Source organism: Sphingomonas sp. PP-CC-1A-547 (assembly GCF_003610375.1).
In the GTDB taxonomy this organism is placed as follows: Bacteria; Pseudomonadota; Alphaproteobacteria; order Sphingomonadales; family Sphingomonadaceae; genus Sphingomonas.
Map to the genome: position 1 here is coordinate 18936 of NZ_RAPZ01000016.1, position 14924 is coordinate 33859.

A 14924-nucleotide genomic window follows, 5' to 3' on the forward strand; every position below is an offset into this window, starting at 1 on the left:
TCAGCCGGCGGGCGGTGCGCGGGCGGCGCGATGACAGCTCACCTGAGCACCAGCGTCATGAACCCGGCCGTATCGGTGGCGCCCGCGACGTGTCCGGCGTCGAACGCGCGGGCGACGCCCAGGCGCAGCGACGAGGTCGGCGACAGCGCGGCCGACCAGCCAAGTTCGATATCCAGCTCGCGTGCCGATGGCGCCAGATCGACCGAGGCGGTGCGCGTCGCCAGCGTGCCCGTCATCAGGTTATAGGCGACCGGCATCAGCATCGTCGCACGCGCGCGCTCGACCCGCAGCGGCGAGGACAGGCCGAATGTCGCGATACCGCCCAGCAGGCCGCGGGCGCCCTCGAACGCAAACGCGGTGCCGAGCACCGGCTGCGCGAAGCGCATCAGGTCGGATCCTCCGCGTACCCGCGTCGTGGCGGCGCTCGCTCGCGCCGACCATGCGACGCCGGCCAGCGTCCGGCGCATCGTCAGCGTCGCCATCGTCGTCGCGGCACTGGTCAGCCCGAACGCGGGGCCGGCGTTCATGCCGAGGATGCGGCCGCGCTCGCTGAGGTCGGCCAGTTCCACTCCGACCCCCAGTGGCGTCGCCAGTGCAAGCGTGCGCTGCGCCGTGCGACGATCGCGCGATGTGCCGGAGGCAAACGACGCGGACCAGCCGGCGCCGGTCCAGGCGGACGACATCCCGACCGGCGTCGCGCCGATCCCGCGGAGCGGCGATCCGGCGAGACTGCTGCCCTGACCAATCGCGACGTTCGCCCCGAACGTGACGGTCTGCCCACGCGCCGGCGAGAAGGATGCAACCGCCGGCCGGTTCGAGCGTGCACCTTGCAGATACCCGGTCGTCGTCACGGGCGAGGCGAAGCCGAAGCGCGCGTCGCTGGCGCCTGCCGTCATCCAGGGCGGATCGATCGGCGTCAGCATCGCACCCGCCAGCAGTCCGGAGCCCTGCGCGCGGATGCCGGACGCGCCCGTCATGCGGAAGTCGCGCCCATAGCGGTCGAGCACCGTCATGCTGCCGACCTTGTCGTTCAGCGCTGCAGCGCCAGCCGCCCCGCCGAACGGCGCCGACAGCGTCAGCGACGCATAGCGCGCTAGCACGGCCTGCGCGGCGGTGAACGACGCGGCGGGGGCCTGCGCCTGCATCGCCTTTTCGACGTTGAGCAGGCCGGCCCCGAACTTGTCGTCGACCCCGGCTGCACCGAGGTCGGTGGCGGTGTCGAGCAGGATGCGGCTGATTTCCCTGCCGCCCAGTTGCGGCCAATATTGCTTCAGGAGTGCAGCCGCCCCGGCGATCGCGGGCGCTGCGAAGCTGTTGCCGGTGATGGTGACCGCTTCACCATCCTTGCCGACCGTCTGGACATCGACCGCAACGACGGCGAGCATCCGGTCCGCCAGCGGCCCAGGCAGCCCGTTGCCGGATGGAGCCTGCAGGGACTTGTCGACGCGGATACCGAACAGGAACCAGTCCTTGTTCGCCAGATCCGTACCGACAAGGTTCTGCGAGATCTGCCCGGTGAAGCTGTTCTCGTCGACGAAGTTGGAGACGGACTGGACGAACAACCGGTTCTGCGTGCGCACCAGATCCATCGCCGTGCGCTGGTCGACCGCGAATTGACCGGCGGACGTGCCGTTCAGGCTCATCGAGATGACGAAGGCCCCCTTGGTCACGGCATGGGTGATGGCCTGCGCGATCAGTGCCGGGTTCGGCCCTTCGCTCTCGGGCACCGGCCCCGAGGTCGGGCTGACGTTCGACAGGTTTGGCCCTGAGATCTTGAGCGCGAGCAGCGTCGCGTCGGGTGCGACGCCCTGCATGCCGCGACCGTCGCGCGCGGCAAGCGCGATCGCAGCCGTCTGCGTGCCGTGGCCCTGGATGTCCTTCAGGTCGTAGCGGACGGTCTCGCTGACGCAGGTCGCGCAGCGGGCGATCTTCTGGTCGAAGCTGGTGCTGTCGGCCGAGATGCGCCCTGCGAACTCGGCCCCACTCGTATCGATGCCGGTATCGATGACCGCGATCGTCACGCCCTTGCCGGTTATGCCCCGGTCATACGCATAGGCGGCCTTCATGGCTGCGGCGCTTGCCGAGGCTTTGTACTCGGCGCTGTCTGCGGCGGTCGGCGTTGGCGTCGGAGTGGGCGCGGGGGAGGGTGTCGGCGCTGGGGCGGGCGTTGGCGTCGGCGTTCCAGGTGGCGGCCCGTTGCTGCCGGACGAATTGACACCGCCGCCGCCACCGCAGGCGGCCAGCAACATCGGTGCCGTTACGACCGCGATAGTCTTGATGATGGTGAGCCGTTTGCTACGGCCATTGTCGCACATACCCACACCGAACCCCCGTTCGTGTCGGTACCGGTCGGCTAACCCAGCCGGCGGCACCGCCCCAAAAAGTTACGAGGCGGTGCCGGCCCGTGAGCCGGAAGTTGATAACTCGCTCTTAGACGAGCGCGGACGCCTTTAGGCCCGGAGGCCCTGGACATACGCGTCCGCCTCCCGGCCGAAACTGGTTCGGGCCGGGCGTTCGGCAACTAAGAGCGAGGTTATCACGCCTCGGTCCGCCTGCTGGCGAACGCTACGGCTGTACGCCGAGCGGGTTAACAATCTCAAGCGCTCATCGTCCGGCCAGCGCCTACTTCGTGCGATTGGGTATTGGCCGGTCTGCTCGTCCAGGCGCGGCAACGCCCGCGCGTGATGCGATCCGACAAGGACCCGAGTCGCCCGAAAGGCCGGGGCACGATCGAAGGACGCGCTCAAAATCGCCTTGTTCCCGAAGTCGTGATCCTCCGACCTTCGCAACACGGCATAAAATCGTAAGCAAGATTATGCTTCATGTGATGCGAAGCGGGGAAGGCGGGTTGAGCATGGCGGCGGAGAAGAACCTCGTCCGGTTACTATCGGTCAATTTCGTGCGCCTTGCGCGTGAGGTCTTGGTCGCGCTCGCAAAGACCGGGTTCGATATTGACCAGACGGTCGGTCAGCTGCGGGACAGTATTTTCGGCAACGACCTGACGCCCGAACAGATGCGGACGCTGCTGTTCGGGCCAAAGGGATGGGACGATCTGCAAATGGCCGTGCTGACGGCCCGTTACCTCGAGCTGCCCGCCGATCGTCTGCCCGAGACACGCGAGGATCTCGAAGCCTTGTGTCGATGGCTGATGGCACGCGAGGGCAACGAGACGCTGATCGACACCTGTGTACGCGGTTGGGCGGGCGGGGACACGCCGCTCAATGCCCTGACGGGGTTTGTCGACGAGCTATGGGCTGCCCGGCGTACGGATCCCAAATTCTTTGCCGCGGCCGTACGCGGCCAGCATGCGCTTGCGTTGGCGATGATCGCGGAACGCCGGGTGTCGCCGGTGCTCGACGATGAGGGCGCGATCCGCATTCTGACCCGAATGGCGCTGATCTGGGCGGCGTTCGACTGCCAGGCGACCGCTGCGCGCGCTCGGCGGACGATGACGAATCCCATGGGCTGGCTGGTCAACGGCGCCGCCGCGCGGATGCGGGCATCGACGCTGGTTTCGGTGTTTCGACCGATCGATCGCGCGCTGCGTCAGTTCGTCGACGCCTACCGTACCAGTGGGGATGGGGGGGGCGCACAAACCAGGCCGAAAAGCCGTCTTTCCGCGGTTCAGGATATTCGTGCGAGAGCGGCAGATCAGGCCAGCCATTTTCACGCGACCGATGGGCCGTTTGCGCTCGATACCGTGGTCCGGGAAGCTCGCGTTCGCAGCAGTCAAACCGCCAACCCGTTTCTCGAACAGGTTCGGCAGGACAAGACGGACGGCGCCTTCGGCAATAAGCAGATGAGCCAGTTCTGGTATGCCGACCTGCTGCCGCTTCATATCGTCGGATTGGCGGCGATGCGATTGGCGCAGATGGAACAGCAGCTTGAGACGTTGCTGCGCGGTGCCATAGCGCACGCCCGGAAGGCTGATGCCCAGCCGCAAGTATCGGTGCCGGACTTTCATGACTGCACCCTGCGGCCGAGCTGGAAGGGGCGTTCTCGTGCCTTGGTGGACGCGCTTCGTAGCGCGGTCCTTCAGGACGCCGACCACTATTCCGTTCGGAAATCGCGTGCTCGCGCTTCTGGCGCAGGGGAGACATCGGAACACCCCGGGCATGATGATCAGTTCATCGATGCCGTTTCTTTGTTTCTGACCAAGGCGGGCCGGTCCGGGCCGGTTGATGACACGCCGGCCTGGATGATGCGGCGCCGGGTGTTCGAACACCTTGATGTGGCGGTCGGTAAGCGGTTCGTCGCGGTACCGGAAACGCTCGGGTCTGGCTGCATAGCTCAGCAGTGATTCGCCGTTTTGCCCTGTTCAAAGAGCTAATATGGGAAAGACCCGATGGGGGACGGGTTCTGAGACAATTCGCGTCATCGCACGGCAAGGTCACGATATAGATATCAACGTTGATTGGCACTGTTCGGTCAGCGGTAAAGGGTACGTAGTCATGGGCTAGCTCCCTGTTTCGAGGAAGCTAGCCCCATAAATTACTCTGCTGCTGCTTCTTCGGTCTTGCGCTTGCGCGAAGCCGGAGCAGGCTTGGCATCTGCTTTGGCTGCATTCGTCTGGCCAGGCTTGCGACCCAGGCCGATGCTCTTGGCCATTGTGCGACGTGCTTCCGAATAAGTAGGAGCGACCATCGGGTAATCAGCCTTCAGGCCATAACGCTCGCGATACTCCACAGGCGTCATGCCGTTAGTAGCGAGGTGGCGGCGCAGCGTCTTGTACGGCTTGCCATCGATCATGCTGATGATGTGATCAGGGCTGGCGAGCGACTTACGTGCCGTCACCGCTGGGGTATACTCCTGGGCGGGTGCTTCGGGTTCAGCGGCTGTCGCGTTTCCGTCTACCAGCGTCGAAACAGTTTCGTACATCTTGTTCAGGAAGGCCGGAACGTCGTCAGCATTGGTGCGCGTGTTGGGGTTGGCTAACCAGGCGATTGTCAATTCCGTGGCGAGTTCGACCGGGTTCAGATCGAGGGTAGTGTCAGACATATCAGGGCTCCATTTCTGAACGCGCATCTAGGTATTGGATTGGTCTCTGGCAATCTCAGACTGCGTGCGATGTTATCTGAGACGTTGTCCAAATCGACCCTCCCGCCGGCGCCGATGCTAGCGTCCATTTTAATATCGGCAGATGTGCCGCAAAATCCTGATCGGCAACGATTGATCTCATCCGCGGATCGGTCACCACTCTAAACATCCGGCGCTCGGCCTACGCTTTAATAGCGCGACCCATGTGACGCAAAACACCTGTTTGTCGCACAATGGTGATTACGACCGGGTTTTCTGCACATCGGGCCGCTGAATGCCGACAATGGAAAGGAAAGCTGCCCGTCTGATTATTAGCAAGGCACATGGCCTATTGCACGTTGTCTGATGCTGCGGCCTTTCTCGAAAAGGATCGCAGACCGTGCGAAAACTCGCTGGGTGATTCCACAAGGTTGCTGACGGGCGTATGCTGTAATCATGGCATATATCGAGGGTCATGCGCGCGACCAGGCGCTGCTGCTGCCGGCATCGGTAGAGGATTATGTGGCAGCGGGTAGTCCGGTTCGGTTCATCGACGCGTTCGTTGATGACCTCGATCTGGGCGAGTCCGGTTTTCATCGGTCGCGGCCGAAGGCGACGGGGCGGCCAGGCTATGACCCGGGCGACATGCTCAAGCTGTACCTGTACGGCTATCTCAACCGGGTGCGGTCGAGCCGACGGCTGGAAGCCGAGGCGGCACGCAACCTCGAGCTGATCTGGCTGCTGCGTGGGCTTCGGCCAGACTACAAGACCATCGCTGACTTTCGCCGCGACAACCGGAGTGCCTTCAAGGCAGTGTTCCGCGCCTTCGTCGTCCTATGCCGCAAGCTCGACCTGTTCGGGCGCGAGCTGCTGGCGGTGGACGGCACGCGGCTGAAGGCGGTGAACAACCCGGCACGCAACTTCTCCCGTGACAAGCTGGCCAGGTATATTGCCGCGGCCGACGAGCGGCTTGAGGGGTATCTTGCCGAGATGGACGCCATCGACCGCGGCGAGGATGGCCATGGGCCTGGCCGCAGCGGGGCACTGGCCGCAAAGATCGCCAGCGTGCGCGAGCGGCGTCAGGCCCAGGAGGCGATGCTGCACGAGCTGAACGCCAGCGGCGAGAGCCAGATATCGCTAACCGACCCCGATGCGCGCGCGATGGTCACGGGTCGAAAGACCACGGTCGGCTACAACGCGCAGGTAGCGGTGGATGCGAAACACAAGCTGATCGTCGAGCAGCACGTTACCAACGCCGGCACCGACATGGGTCTGCTGGCACCCACTGCTGGGGCGGCGAAAGACGCGCTAGGCGTCGAGCAGATCGATGTGGTCGCCGACATGGGCTATTACAAAGGCGAGGACATCGAAGCATGCGAGGCGAATGGTATTACACCCTTCGTTGCCCGGCCGAGACGGGGCAGCGCCATCGCCAATGGCCGTTTTTCTAAGGATCTCTTTCGCTACGATGCCGAGGCGGACGCGTACCACTGCCCGGGTGGCCGGACCCTCGACATCAGCTATCGCGCGGTGACGCGCGGCCACGCCAACATCCAATATTCCAACCCCGCCGCCTGTTCGGACTGCGCAATCAAGGTGAACTGTACCAGCAGTCGCTGGCGGCGCATCAACCGTTGGGAAAACGAGGCGGTGCTGGACCGCATGGCGGCGCGCTTGGTTGCGCGCCCTGATATTCTTGCCGTTCGCCGCGAGACGGTCGAACACCCGTTCGGCTCGATCAAGCAATGGATGAACCAGGGCGCATTCCTGATGCGCGGGCTGGAGAAGGTTCGCGCCGAGTTCAGTCTGACCGCGCTCGCCTACAATCTAAGAAGAGCCATTACCCTCATCGGCGTGCCGGGGTTGATCAGGGCCGTACAGGCCTGATCAAGCGCGCCAAATCTGCTGCGCAGCGCTCAATGGCTTCCCCTTGAAGCCACCACAGCGCCACCAAAGCGCCACCACGGCAGTAACTCAAAAATATTTGCGCCCAGCTCCACCGTTTAACAAAAGACGTCCGTGCCCATGTGACGGCGAGTTCTCGCACGGTCTGGATCGAATTTCGGGAATGCCAAAGCCTTCCCGAAATTTGGACTAAGGGAACTATGTCTTCGCAGCGAACTGCCGGTGCAGTGTCTCATGATCCTCAATATGCCGTTCTCGACGATCCATCTGTCAGCAGGCTGCGCGGCACTCCGAAGAGACGAGTTCTAGCTCCGGGTAGGCTGCCAGCGGTTCATCTCGCGTCCTGGTGCGGTGCCGGCCGGAGTGGAAATCAACTCGATCAATGTACCCCATGGTGCCCGAACATAATGCATTGCATTGCCGGGCCCTTCTTCCGCCCCAAACAATGGGTTCGGCCCGCGAAGCTGCGTACCTCCCGCCGCCAATACTCGACGAAGCACCTCTGCAATGTCGTCACAGTAGACGGCGAAGTGCTGGAGCCCGAGCGCACCGATCCCGTGGACCCCGGGCACGGTATCCTTGATCTCGAACAGTTCAATGTTGGCGCTGTCGCCAAGGCGAACGATGCGGGTCGCAATGACACGTTGAGTTTGGTTCAGCGCGACCGTCGCGGCGAGATCCTCGGGTGACCGGCGCGGTAGACCATTAGCTACCGTATCGTAGACGACGGTTGCGTTGAATGCCTGACTTAGGAACCGGGTCGCCGCTTCCACGTCAGGCACCGTAATCCCAATGTGATCGATCCCGCGTACATTGCCGGCCATGCTGGCATCGGGTGTCATGGTCGAGCCAGGAACGAGGTGATTAGTGGGTCCAGCGCCGGCGCGCATTCCTCGGGAACCCAGTGACCGCACCCGGGCAGCACGTGCGCCTTGACGTTGGTGGCGTAGCGTCGGATGTTTTCCGGCTGACTGACGCCGAAACCGCCATTGCCACCCCCGCCAACGGCAAGAACCGGCATGGTCAGCTTACTCGCTGCCAGTGCCTGATTTTGCACGATAGATCGGGGTAACGCACGGTAATATTCGAACGCGTGATGGAACGTCTGCGGCTTTGCATAGGAGCGAACGTAGCGATCGATCAGCCCATCGGTGAACACCGCCTGGTTGCTCGCATGATGGCGAATGAAGTGCGTCAGGAACAGCCGCTCATTGCCTTTCACCATCGCGTCCGCCAACTGATCGTCGGCTGCGAAAAAGCTATGATGCCAACCCGCTGCCTCACCGGTCGCGACGAACGCGGGTAGCGAATAGAGCGTGTCGTCGGGTACGGTCGCTTCTATGAAAGCTGCCTTGACGATGTCGGCGGGGTGACGCGCGACCATTGGATAGCTGTTCCAGATGCCGATATCGTGCGCGACGAGAAAGAAGGGTTTGTCCGGGCTGAAACGCTTGGCGAATTTGTACAGATAGTCGGAAATGTCGACGCCGGTGTAGGACGTGCGGGGTGCTTCCGACAGGCCAAGACCCGGCAACTCGACCGCCACCACCGTATAGCGCCCGGCAAGTTTCGGCATGAGGCGGTTCCACTCATACCATGTCTGCCCAAAACCGTGGACGAGGAGCACGAGCGGGCCTCGACCGCCGCGCACGAAATGCAGCTTCACGCCGTCAATGGTTTCGTAACCGCCGCTAAATCCATCAGGAATCGGAAATTCCTCATGCGCGGCGGGTAGAACCGCACGCGGCGCGGCTTGGATCGGCGTCGCTGTCATAGCGAATGCAGCAAGCGCAAAGGAGATGCTGTAGGGCTTCATGTCTGAACCTCGTTCTCAAAAAAGGAGCGGTCAGCGGCCTGACGGCGCGCGGTGACCGGGTGGAAAGGCGAAACGGCGTGCGGCCAGCGCGATGAGAAAGGCTATCAGGGCCAGCGCCGCGACAGCGGGCGGCAACAGCGAGGTCCCTCCCGTCGTGAGCAGCGCACCGCCGAGCGCACCGCCGACCGCGATCGCCAGGTTCCACGCCGTGGTCACCATCGCCTGCGCCAGATCGACGCCATCACCGGCCGCGTCTGCCGACGCCGTCTGCATCATCGCTCCGGCACCGCCAAAGCCGAGGCCCCAGATGACGGCCGCCGCATAGACGGCGATGCCCTGTCCGCCGGCAATCGTGAGGAGCACCGCGACCGCCGCGAACGATCCGATCGCAAGCAGTACCAGCACACGGAGCATCCGATCTACCAGTCGCCCTACGGTCCAGATGCCGGCGAGCGAACTGACACCGAATGCAAGCAGCACGAGATCGACCCGAACGGCCGCAGCCGTCGCGAACGGCGCAATGTAGGTGTACAGGATGTTGTGCGCCGTCATCCAGGTTAGGATGACGAGCAGAATCGGCACGACTCCCGGCGTAGCTATGACCCGGCGTAGCGACGGACGATCATCGCCCGTCCGGCCAGGCGCATCGGGCACTTTTGCGATGATCCAGCCGATCAGCACGACGCTGAGCGCGGAGAGGACCAGAAACGACCGGCGCCAACCAACCAGACCACCCAGGAAGGTCCCCAAGGGCACCCCTAGCGAGAGCGCCAGCGGCACGCCGACCATGGCAAGCGCCATGGCCGGGCCGGTCTGGTCCGGACGTACGATGCTGCGCGCGTAACCCGCGAGAATCCCCCAGGCGAGCCCCGCTGCGCACCCGGCGACGAACCGCGCGACCAGCACGAGGCTGATAGACCCTGCCCATGCCGTCAGCGTGTTCCCGACAACGAAGCAGATGATGGTACCGAGCAATAACGGACGGCGGGGAAGGCCTTGGGTCAAGCTGGTAAGCGGAATCGCCGCGAGCAAGGACCCCAGAGCATAGACCGCAACAAGTTGTCCCGCGATTGCTTCAGAGATTCGCAGGCCAGAGGCAATTTGCGGCAGCAAGCCAGCGGGAAGCGTCTCGGTAACGATGCACAGGAAGCCACTGGCGGCGAGGCCTGACAGTGCTGCGGTAGGGAGTGCGGTACGCGGCACCGCCCCGGTTTCGACGAGGCCTAGCGAGGGGGAAGGCGGCATGATTGTCCTTATTCGACAGTTCGTGCCTGGTCTCAGACCTCAACGATCCGGGGCATGGCTATTTCACTTAATGACCGCTATACAAATATGATCCAGCGATGCAACGGATTATGTAATGATGGTTAACGAAAATAAGCGGCAGCGGGGACGGCCGCGCGGGTTCGTGCTCGACGCAGCGGTCGAGGTCGGACAACATCTCTTTCACGAGCACGGCTATGAGAACGTCAGCGTCGCCGCGCTGACCGAGGCGATCGGGATTACCCCGCCGAGCTTCTACGCGGCGTTCGGCAGCAAGACCGCCTTCTTCAAGGATACGTTGCGGCTCTATTCGGCCACCGTCGTGCCGCTGGATCGCTTTCTGGTTCCAAGTATCGCCCCCACGACGGCGCTCTGCGATATGCTACGCGCTGCGGCGCGTGCGTATGCCGCCCATCCGCAGCGGCGTGGTTGCCTTATCCTCGAACATGCCAAGGCCGGGACAACAGATTGGGGCATCGCGGCTGCACAGATCGCAACCGAAAATCGCGAACGAGTGCGAATGTTTCTTAAAGCGTCCGACAGCGAAGCGCCTGAGCGTATCGCGGATTACGTTGCCACGACCATGCTCGGCCTGTCGGCCGCTGCGCGGGAGGGATGGAAGGAGGCAAGGCTACTTGCTGTCACGGAGACGGCAGCGAAGGCGCTAAATTATTGCTAGCCACATGATAGATAGCCAAGGCCCACCTGAAACGGTTTTCCCAATTAGAAACGTCAGGCGGGAGTCTCGCCGCTTCGATCGCGCTGACGGATGCCTGCGGGTTTCACTTTCCCAAAATCTGTTCCCGATTGCTCTTTCCCGAAATGGCCAATCGGAGACGGAGAAACGGGAAAGATCGCGCTTAACGAATGGCCGTTATTGGACGCCCGGATCGTCAGCGTGAACGTCCGAGTGTGGGCGAAATCACCCGGCCGCCTTGAGCACCTACTGCCCGCCGCGCGCTGTCGGGAAACACACGATAGTCGCCAATCGGGGTTGGCGACTGCGTATTACGACGATCTAGAGCCTGCTGTTCGAAAAACACCTGTTTGTCGGGCATTTAAGAAAGCGACAGGGTTTTCCGCCATTCGCTTAGGTATTTATGCTGCAGGCGAAGGCGCAGTTCGACTGCGCGACTTTCGCTACTTGGCAACACCCGCCGCTTAATTCGCAGCGGGGTCTTGGCGCGACATACCAATACGCTGTTTAGGCGTTTCCTCTCACAAGCCGGGGTTGAGCTTCCCCCGCCAAGACTAACTCGCCGGCATGGCCGAGTGAAAGAGGCACACAACCAGCAGAACAAGGACGAGGGATACGGCGCTCGACATCGCGACAAGGACCGCTGCCTCTTTGCGATTTGTGTCGAGGAGGGTCGCGAACAGGGTCACGTTGCTGGCGATCGGGAACAGGGCGACGAGCCCGACGATCACGCGGTCGCGCGGGCTTAGCACGCCGACGAATGCCGCTTCGAGTGCGAGCGCTGCGCCGAGCAGTATCAGCCCGGCGACTTGCCTGACCGCGAGGATGCGCGTCATCAGCTTTGGCCGCCAGTCCTCGCGGCCGGTTTCGGCAAGGTTGAGGCCGATCACCGCCATGCCGAGGACCGACACCAGCGTGCCGGCGATCGAGACGATCGGCGCTGCCGCTTCAGGCATTGTCACGCCGCCCCATTTCGCGATGATCGAGCCGATGACGACATAGACGAGCGGCACCCGCAACGCCTTGGTCGCGGCGGTGCGCGTACCCTCCTTGGTCCGGGCGATGAGGAAATACCCGATCGTGTTGCCGTACAGCGCGCTGCCGATATACGCGCAGATCACCGTCGATACGCCGACTTCGCCGAACAACGCCTGGCTGACGGGCACCCCGAAGAACGCGACGTTGAAGAATGAGAAGGACGCCGACAGCAGTTTGGGGTCGAAGTCGTCGCCCAGCCGCTGGGCCAACCGGTATGCGGGGATGCTCATCAGGGCCGAGACGACGAACATCAGCGGTGGGATCACGAACAGCTGTCGTGGTTCCGCGCTGAGCACCTTGTCGATGACCAGCAACGGGATGAGGCCGAAGACGAGGACCTTTGAACACAGCTTCGCCGCCCAGGGCACGCGGGCGCCGACGGCCCATGCGAGCAGGATTACGCCGTAGAGCGGCAGCAGCGCCGCCGCGATATTACCGAGCGCGCTCATTGCTGGCGCAGGATATCGTCGATCGCACGACCGGCGCATTCGACGTTGAACCAGACCGCGTTGGTGTCGCGCAACTCGCCATTCAGCAATTGGCCGAGCGCGTACAACCGAGGTGCGTCGCGCGTGGCGGATATGATCCGACACGTTGCCCGGTGCGCGATGGCCCCGCCGACCGGATGCGGTTGCAGCCAGTCCTTCGCGAGCAGGTCCTTGATAAGTGGCTCCTTCATCTCGTCGAGCGTGGTGGCCTGACCCGTGGCGTTGACGACGATCGGCGTGTCGAGCGTGTCGCCATTCTCGAACCGGACCGTGAAGCCCGTACCGCTCTCGTGGGCAACGGTCTCGTTGATCCGTCCGCGTACGCTGAGCAACCCGCGGGTCATTGCATCCGTCAATCGCCGTGCATTCGCCATCGGCGTGACGAAGCGCGCCGCGGCAAAATGCGGCGCCAGCCATCGCCCGAATCGTTTCTGGTCCGCGGGTCGCAACAGATTCCAGATCGCCGTCGAATCATGTCGCGCGGCGGTGAGAATGCGCTGGAACGGTTCATCTTCCGCTTCCGCTGCAGCAATGTCGTGCAGCAAGGCGGCCTCGGCGTCACCGTCGTAGCGGTCCTCCGCCTGCCAGTCGATCGCGCGTCCGGCAGCAGTCTCGGCTTCAAGACGAAAGAGGCGGAACAGGTCGACCACCGAGAAGGCGCTGCCCCGCTCGCGGATCAGCCGATGGACGTTTCCGAGTGTAAGGTGCTGACGGTCATAGCCTGTCTCGGGCGCCGGAATTTCGACGCGCGGCAGCATTCCCTCCTTCGATATCAGATGGATGTGACCGCGATGCCCATCGTCGAGCAGGGTCATCACTGCGTCGATGGCACTCAGGCCGCTGCCGAGGATGACGACGGACTGATCTCGCTCGATCCCCTCGGTCATGCGGTGGGCGGGATAGGGCGAGTCGAAATAGCCGGACATACCGTTTAGATCGCCGAACCGATCCGGATCGGGCGTGCCGATCGTCAACAGGACGACGTCCGTCCCGATCGTCGACCCGTTGGCGAGCCGAACCGTCGCCGCGGCATGATCGCCCTCAAGGGCGATAGCTTCCTCGCGGTGGACGTGGACATCGATCCCGGTGGTCCGTGCCTGATCAAGCGCGCGGTTGAGAACCTCTTGCATGTAGACGCGGTATTCGCGGCGCTGCGGGTATTCGACGCCATCGGGATCGAGCGGGGAGCCGGATGCCGCGCGCCGCGCTTCCAGCCAGGTCCGGAAATGGCCCGGCTCCCGGTCGTAGAGCCCCATGAGGCGGGATTCCGTGTTCAGGAGATGCCCGGGTTGCTCCGTGCCGAACGCCAATCCCCGCGCAAGCTCATCGTCACGTTCGATCAGGTGGATCATCCAACCTTCGCCCGGATCGTAGCTAAGCCGCGTTACAGCTTCGGCGAATGCGGCAACGCCGCAAGCGCCCATGCCGATAATAGTGAGTGTTTTCGGCATGATATCCCGTTCTATGGAGAACGGCGACAACGCTCAGGCGCTCGTCAGTGCCACGGGAAATATGAAATAATTTTCATGTAAGGCTAGTAGTAATCGTCGGAGGTCGCTCGCGAGTCCAATTAGTAAGTTTCCCTCGTCTCCGAAGTTTGTAACCGCCGCTTTCTGGCCAACGATGCCGACTCCGCATGGCGTATCGGCAATGCCGTAAAATCGAATAACCCAGCGTATTCTGGGTCCGGTGTGGATGGCCGCTCCGAAATTCTCTGGAGCATTCAATGCTGCAATGAATGACGCTCATTGATCCCTTCGTCTGACTGAACGTTGTATCGATGCGTCATATGGCCATCAGGAGATAGCTATGAAGATCACACGTAACGCATCGACGCCGTCGATGCCGGGTCAAAATCCCACGAATTTTTGCGGCATTGTTCGCATCGACAACATGGCTCAACCCAATCCGCCGGGTCGGGCGTCCACCGCGGTCGTGACGTTCGCTCCTGGCGCGCGGACTGTGTGGCACACGCACCCAGCTGGCCAGACGATCATCATCACCGCTGGCAAGGGGTGGGTTCAGCGCGAAGGCGAACCGCGCGAAGACGTCGGCCCAGGTGACACTGTGTATTTCGATGCTGGCGAACGGCATTGGCATGGCGCCACGGCAACGACCGGGATGAGCCATATCGCGATCACGGAGGCCGTCGACGGTAAGAATGTCGATTGGCTCGAACCGGTAACGGACGAGCAATATGCGAACTGATTGGTTGAGGGTGCTGCGGTCGCTGCCGATCGCGGTCACACTGCTGGTCGGGGCATCGGTTGGACAGGCCCAGAATGTCGTAGGGCGCAATTCCGTCGAGGCCAAACCAGGCCCGGCCAAGACCTTTACGGGTCGCGTGACAGTGCGAAGGCTGACGAGCCCCGCACCTCCCGGACAAGCCGGAACTGCGCTGGTCGCCTTCTCACCCGGCGCGCGGAGCAACTGGCATACGCATACGGCGGGCCAGACGCTCTATGTCACGCAAGGGTGCGGCTGGACGCAGGAAGCAGGTGGGCCGGTCGCCCGTATATGCCAGGGTGACACCGCGTACGTGAAACCGGGCGTGCGCCACTGGCACGGGGCAACCGCGACGACGGGCATGAGCCACCTCGCGATCAGCGAAACGCTTGCGGGCAAGAACGTCACTTGGCTTGAGGCAGTCACGGACGCGCAGTTTAAAGGGCCGCAAAGCTGAACGGGTCCGACGGTTGGC

At 63.0% G+C, this 14924-nt stretch carries 12 protein-coding genes; 5 read left to right on the forward strand and 7 right to left on the reverse strand.

Annotated elements, in window-relative coordinates; all coding sequences use genetic code 11:
• Window positions 1-38: 38 nt before the first annotated feature.
• Window positions 39-2315: a S8 family serine peptidase gene (locus C8J39_RS17485; RefSeq protein WP_243650284.1), complete on the reverse strand. Its 2277-nt coding sequence runs from the start codon at window positions 2313-2315 to the stop codon at window positions 39-41.
• A 539-nt stretch (window positions 2316-2854) separates the two neighbouring features.
• Between C8J39_RS17485 and C8J39_RS17500 the strand changes: the two genes are divergently transcribed.
• Window positions 2855-4300, forward strand: coding sequence for a hypothetical protein (locus C8J39_RS17500; protein WP_132833925.1), 1446 nt, complete (start codon window positions 2855-2857; stop codon window positions 4298-4300).
• 191 nt (window positions 4301-4491) lie between these two features.
• Here the strand turns inward: C8J39_RS17500 and C8J39_RS17505 are convergent, their stop codons facing one another.
• Window positions 4492-4998, reverse strand: coding sequence for a MucR family transcriptional regulator (locus C8J39_RS17505; RefSeq protein WP_120301686.1), 507 nt, complete (start codon window positions 4996-4998; stop codon window positions 4492-4494).
• A 474-nt stretch (window positions 4999-5472) separates the two neighbouring features.
• On the opposite strand from C8J39_RS17505, the gene C8J39_RS17510 reads away from it, so the two are divergent.
• Complete coding sequence (locus tag C8J39_RS17510) at window positions 5473-6903, forward strand: IS1182 family transposase (protein WP_120301621.1); 1431 nt, start codon at window positions 5473-5475, stop codon at window positions 6901-6903.
• Between the two features lie 323 nt (window positions 6904-7226).
• Here the strand turns inward: C8J39_RS17510 and C8J39_RS17515 are convergent, their stop codons facing one another.
• Genes C8J39_RS17515 through C8J39_RS17525 form a run of 3 tightly spaced genes read right to left on the reverse strand, consistent with a single transcriptional unit; the run spans window position 7227 to window position 9982 of the window.
• Window positions 7227-7763, reverse strand: a complete 537-nt coding sequence (locus tag C8J39_RS17515; protein WP_165895282.1) for a VOC family protein — start codon at window positions 7761-7763, stop codon at window positions 7227-7229.
• Window positions 7760-8737, reverse strand: a complete 978-nt coding sequence (locus C8J39_RS17520; RefSeq protein ID WP_207896992.1) for an alpha/beta fold hydrolase — start codon at window positions 8735-8737, stop codon at window positions 7760-7762. The genes C8J39_RS17515 and C8J39_RS17520 overlap by 4 nt, the downstream gene beginning before the upstream one ends.
• Before the next feature lie 30 nt (window positions 8738-8767).
• Window positions 8768-9982 (reverse strand): MFS transporter, encoded by a 1215-nt coding sequence (locus C8J39_RS17525; RefSeq protein WP_120301623.1) that lies wholly within the window; start codon window positions 9980-9982, stop codon window positions 8768-8770.
• A 115-nt stretch (window positions 9983-10097) separates the two neighbouring features.
• Between C8J39_RS17525 and C8J39_RS17530 the strand changes: the two genes are divergently transcribed.
• On the forward strand, window positions 10098-10679 hold the full coding sequence (locus C8J39_RS17530; RefSeq protein ID WP_120301624.1) for a TetR/AcrR family transcriptional regulator: 582 nt from the start codon (window positions 10098-10100) through the stop codon (window positions 10677-10679).
• Between the two features lie 572 nt (window positions 10680-11251).
• Here C8J39_RS17530 and C8J39_RS17535 read toward each other — a convergent pair.
• Window positions 11252-12184: an AEC family transporter gene (locus C8J39_RS17535; protein WP_120301625.1), complete on the reverse strand. Its 933-nt coding sequence runs from the start codon at window positions 12182-12184 to the stop codon at window positions 11252-11254.
• Entirely contained in the window at window positions 12181-13674 is a 1494-nt protein-coding gene (locus C8J39_RS17540) for an FAD/NAD(P)-binding protein (RefSeq protein WP_120301626.1), read from the reverse strand. The genes C8J39_RS17535 and C8J39_RS17540 overlap by 4 nt, the downstream gene beginning before the upstream one ends.
• Before the next feature lie 358 nt (window positions 13675-14032).
• Here C8J39_RS17540 and C8J39_RS17545 point away from each other — a divergent pair, with 358 nt between their 5' ends.
• Both C8J39_RS17545 and C8J39_RS17550 read left to right on the forward strand, forming a co-directional pair.
• Window positions 14033-14431, forward strand: a complete 399-nt coding sequence (locus C8J39_RS17545; RefSeq protein ID WP_120301627.1) for a cupin domain-containing protein — start codon at window positions 14033-14035, stop codon at window positions 14429-14431.
• A complete protein-coding gene (locus C8J39_RS17550) occupies window positions 14421-14906 on the forward strand; it encodes a cupin domain-containing protein (RefSeq protein WP_120301628.1) in 486 nt (161 codons plus the stop codon). The genes C8J39_RS17545 and C8J39_RS17550 overlap by 11 nt, the downstream gene beginning before the upstream one ends.
• Window positions 14907-14924: the final 18 nt, after the last annotated feature.

Bases quoted from the DNA above. Each gene is read 5' to 3' on its own strand.
- C8J39_RS17530 (WP_120301624.1), top strand. From the start codon at position 10,098: ATGATGGTTAACGAAAATAAGCGGCAGCGGGGACGGCCGCGCGGGTTC.
- C8J39_RS17485 (WP_243650284.1), bottom strand. From the start codon at position 2,315: ATGTGCGACAATGGCCGTAGCAAACGGCTCACCATCATCAAGACTATC.
- C8J39_RS17515 (WP_165895282.1), bottom strand. From the start codon at position 7,763: ATGACACCCGATGCCAGCATGGCCGGCAATGTACGCGGGATCGATCAC.
- C8J39_RS17545 (WP_120301627.1), top strand. From the start codon at position 14,033: ATGAAGATCACACGTAACGCATCGACGCCGTCGATGCCGGGTCAAAAT.
- C8J39_RS17535 (WP_120301625.1), bottom strand. From the start codon at position 12,184: ATGAGCGCGCTCGGTAATATCGCGGCGGCGCTGCTGCCGCTCTACGGC.
- C8J39_RS17540 (WP_120301626.1), bottom strand. From the start codon at position 13,674: ATGCCGAAAACACTCACTATTATCGGCATGGGCGCTTGCGGCGTTGCC.
- C8J39_RS17510 (WP_120301621.1), top strand. From the start codon at position 5,473: ATGGCATATATCGAGGGTCATGCGCGCGACCAGGCGCTGCTGCTGCCG.
- C8J39_RS17525 (WP_120301623.1), bottom strand. From the start codon at position 9,982: ATGCCGCCTTCCCCCTCGCTAGGCCTCGTCGAAACCGGGGCGGTGCCG.
- C8J39_RS17520 (WP_207896992.1), bottom strand. From the start codon at position 8,737: ATGAAGCCCTACAGCATCTCCTTTGCGCTTGCTGCATTCGCTATGACA.
- C8J39_RS17505 (WP_120301686.1), bottom strand. From the start codon at position 4,998: ATGTCTGACACTACCCTCGATCTGAACCCGGTCGAACTCGCCACGGAA.
- C8J39_RS17550 (WP_120301628.1), top strand. From the start codon at position 14,421: ATGCGAACTGATTGGTTGAGGGTGCTGCGGTCGCTGCCGATCGCGGTC.
- C8J39_RS17500 (WP_132833925.1), top strand. From the start codon at position 2,855: ATGGCGGCGGAGAAGAACCTCGTCCGGTTACTATCGGTCAATTTCGTG.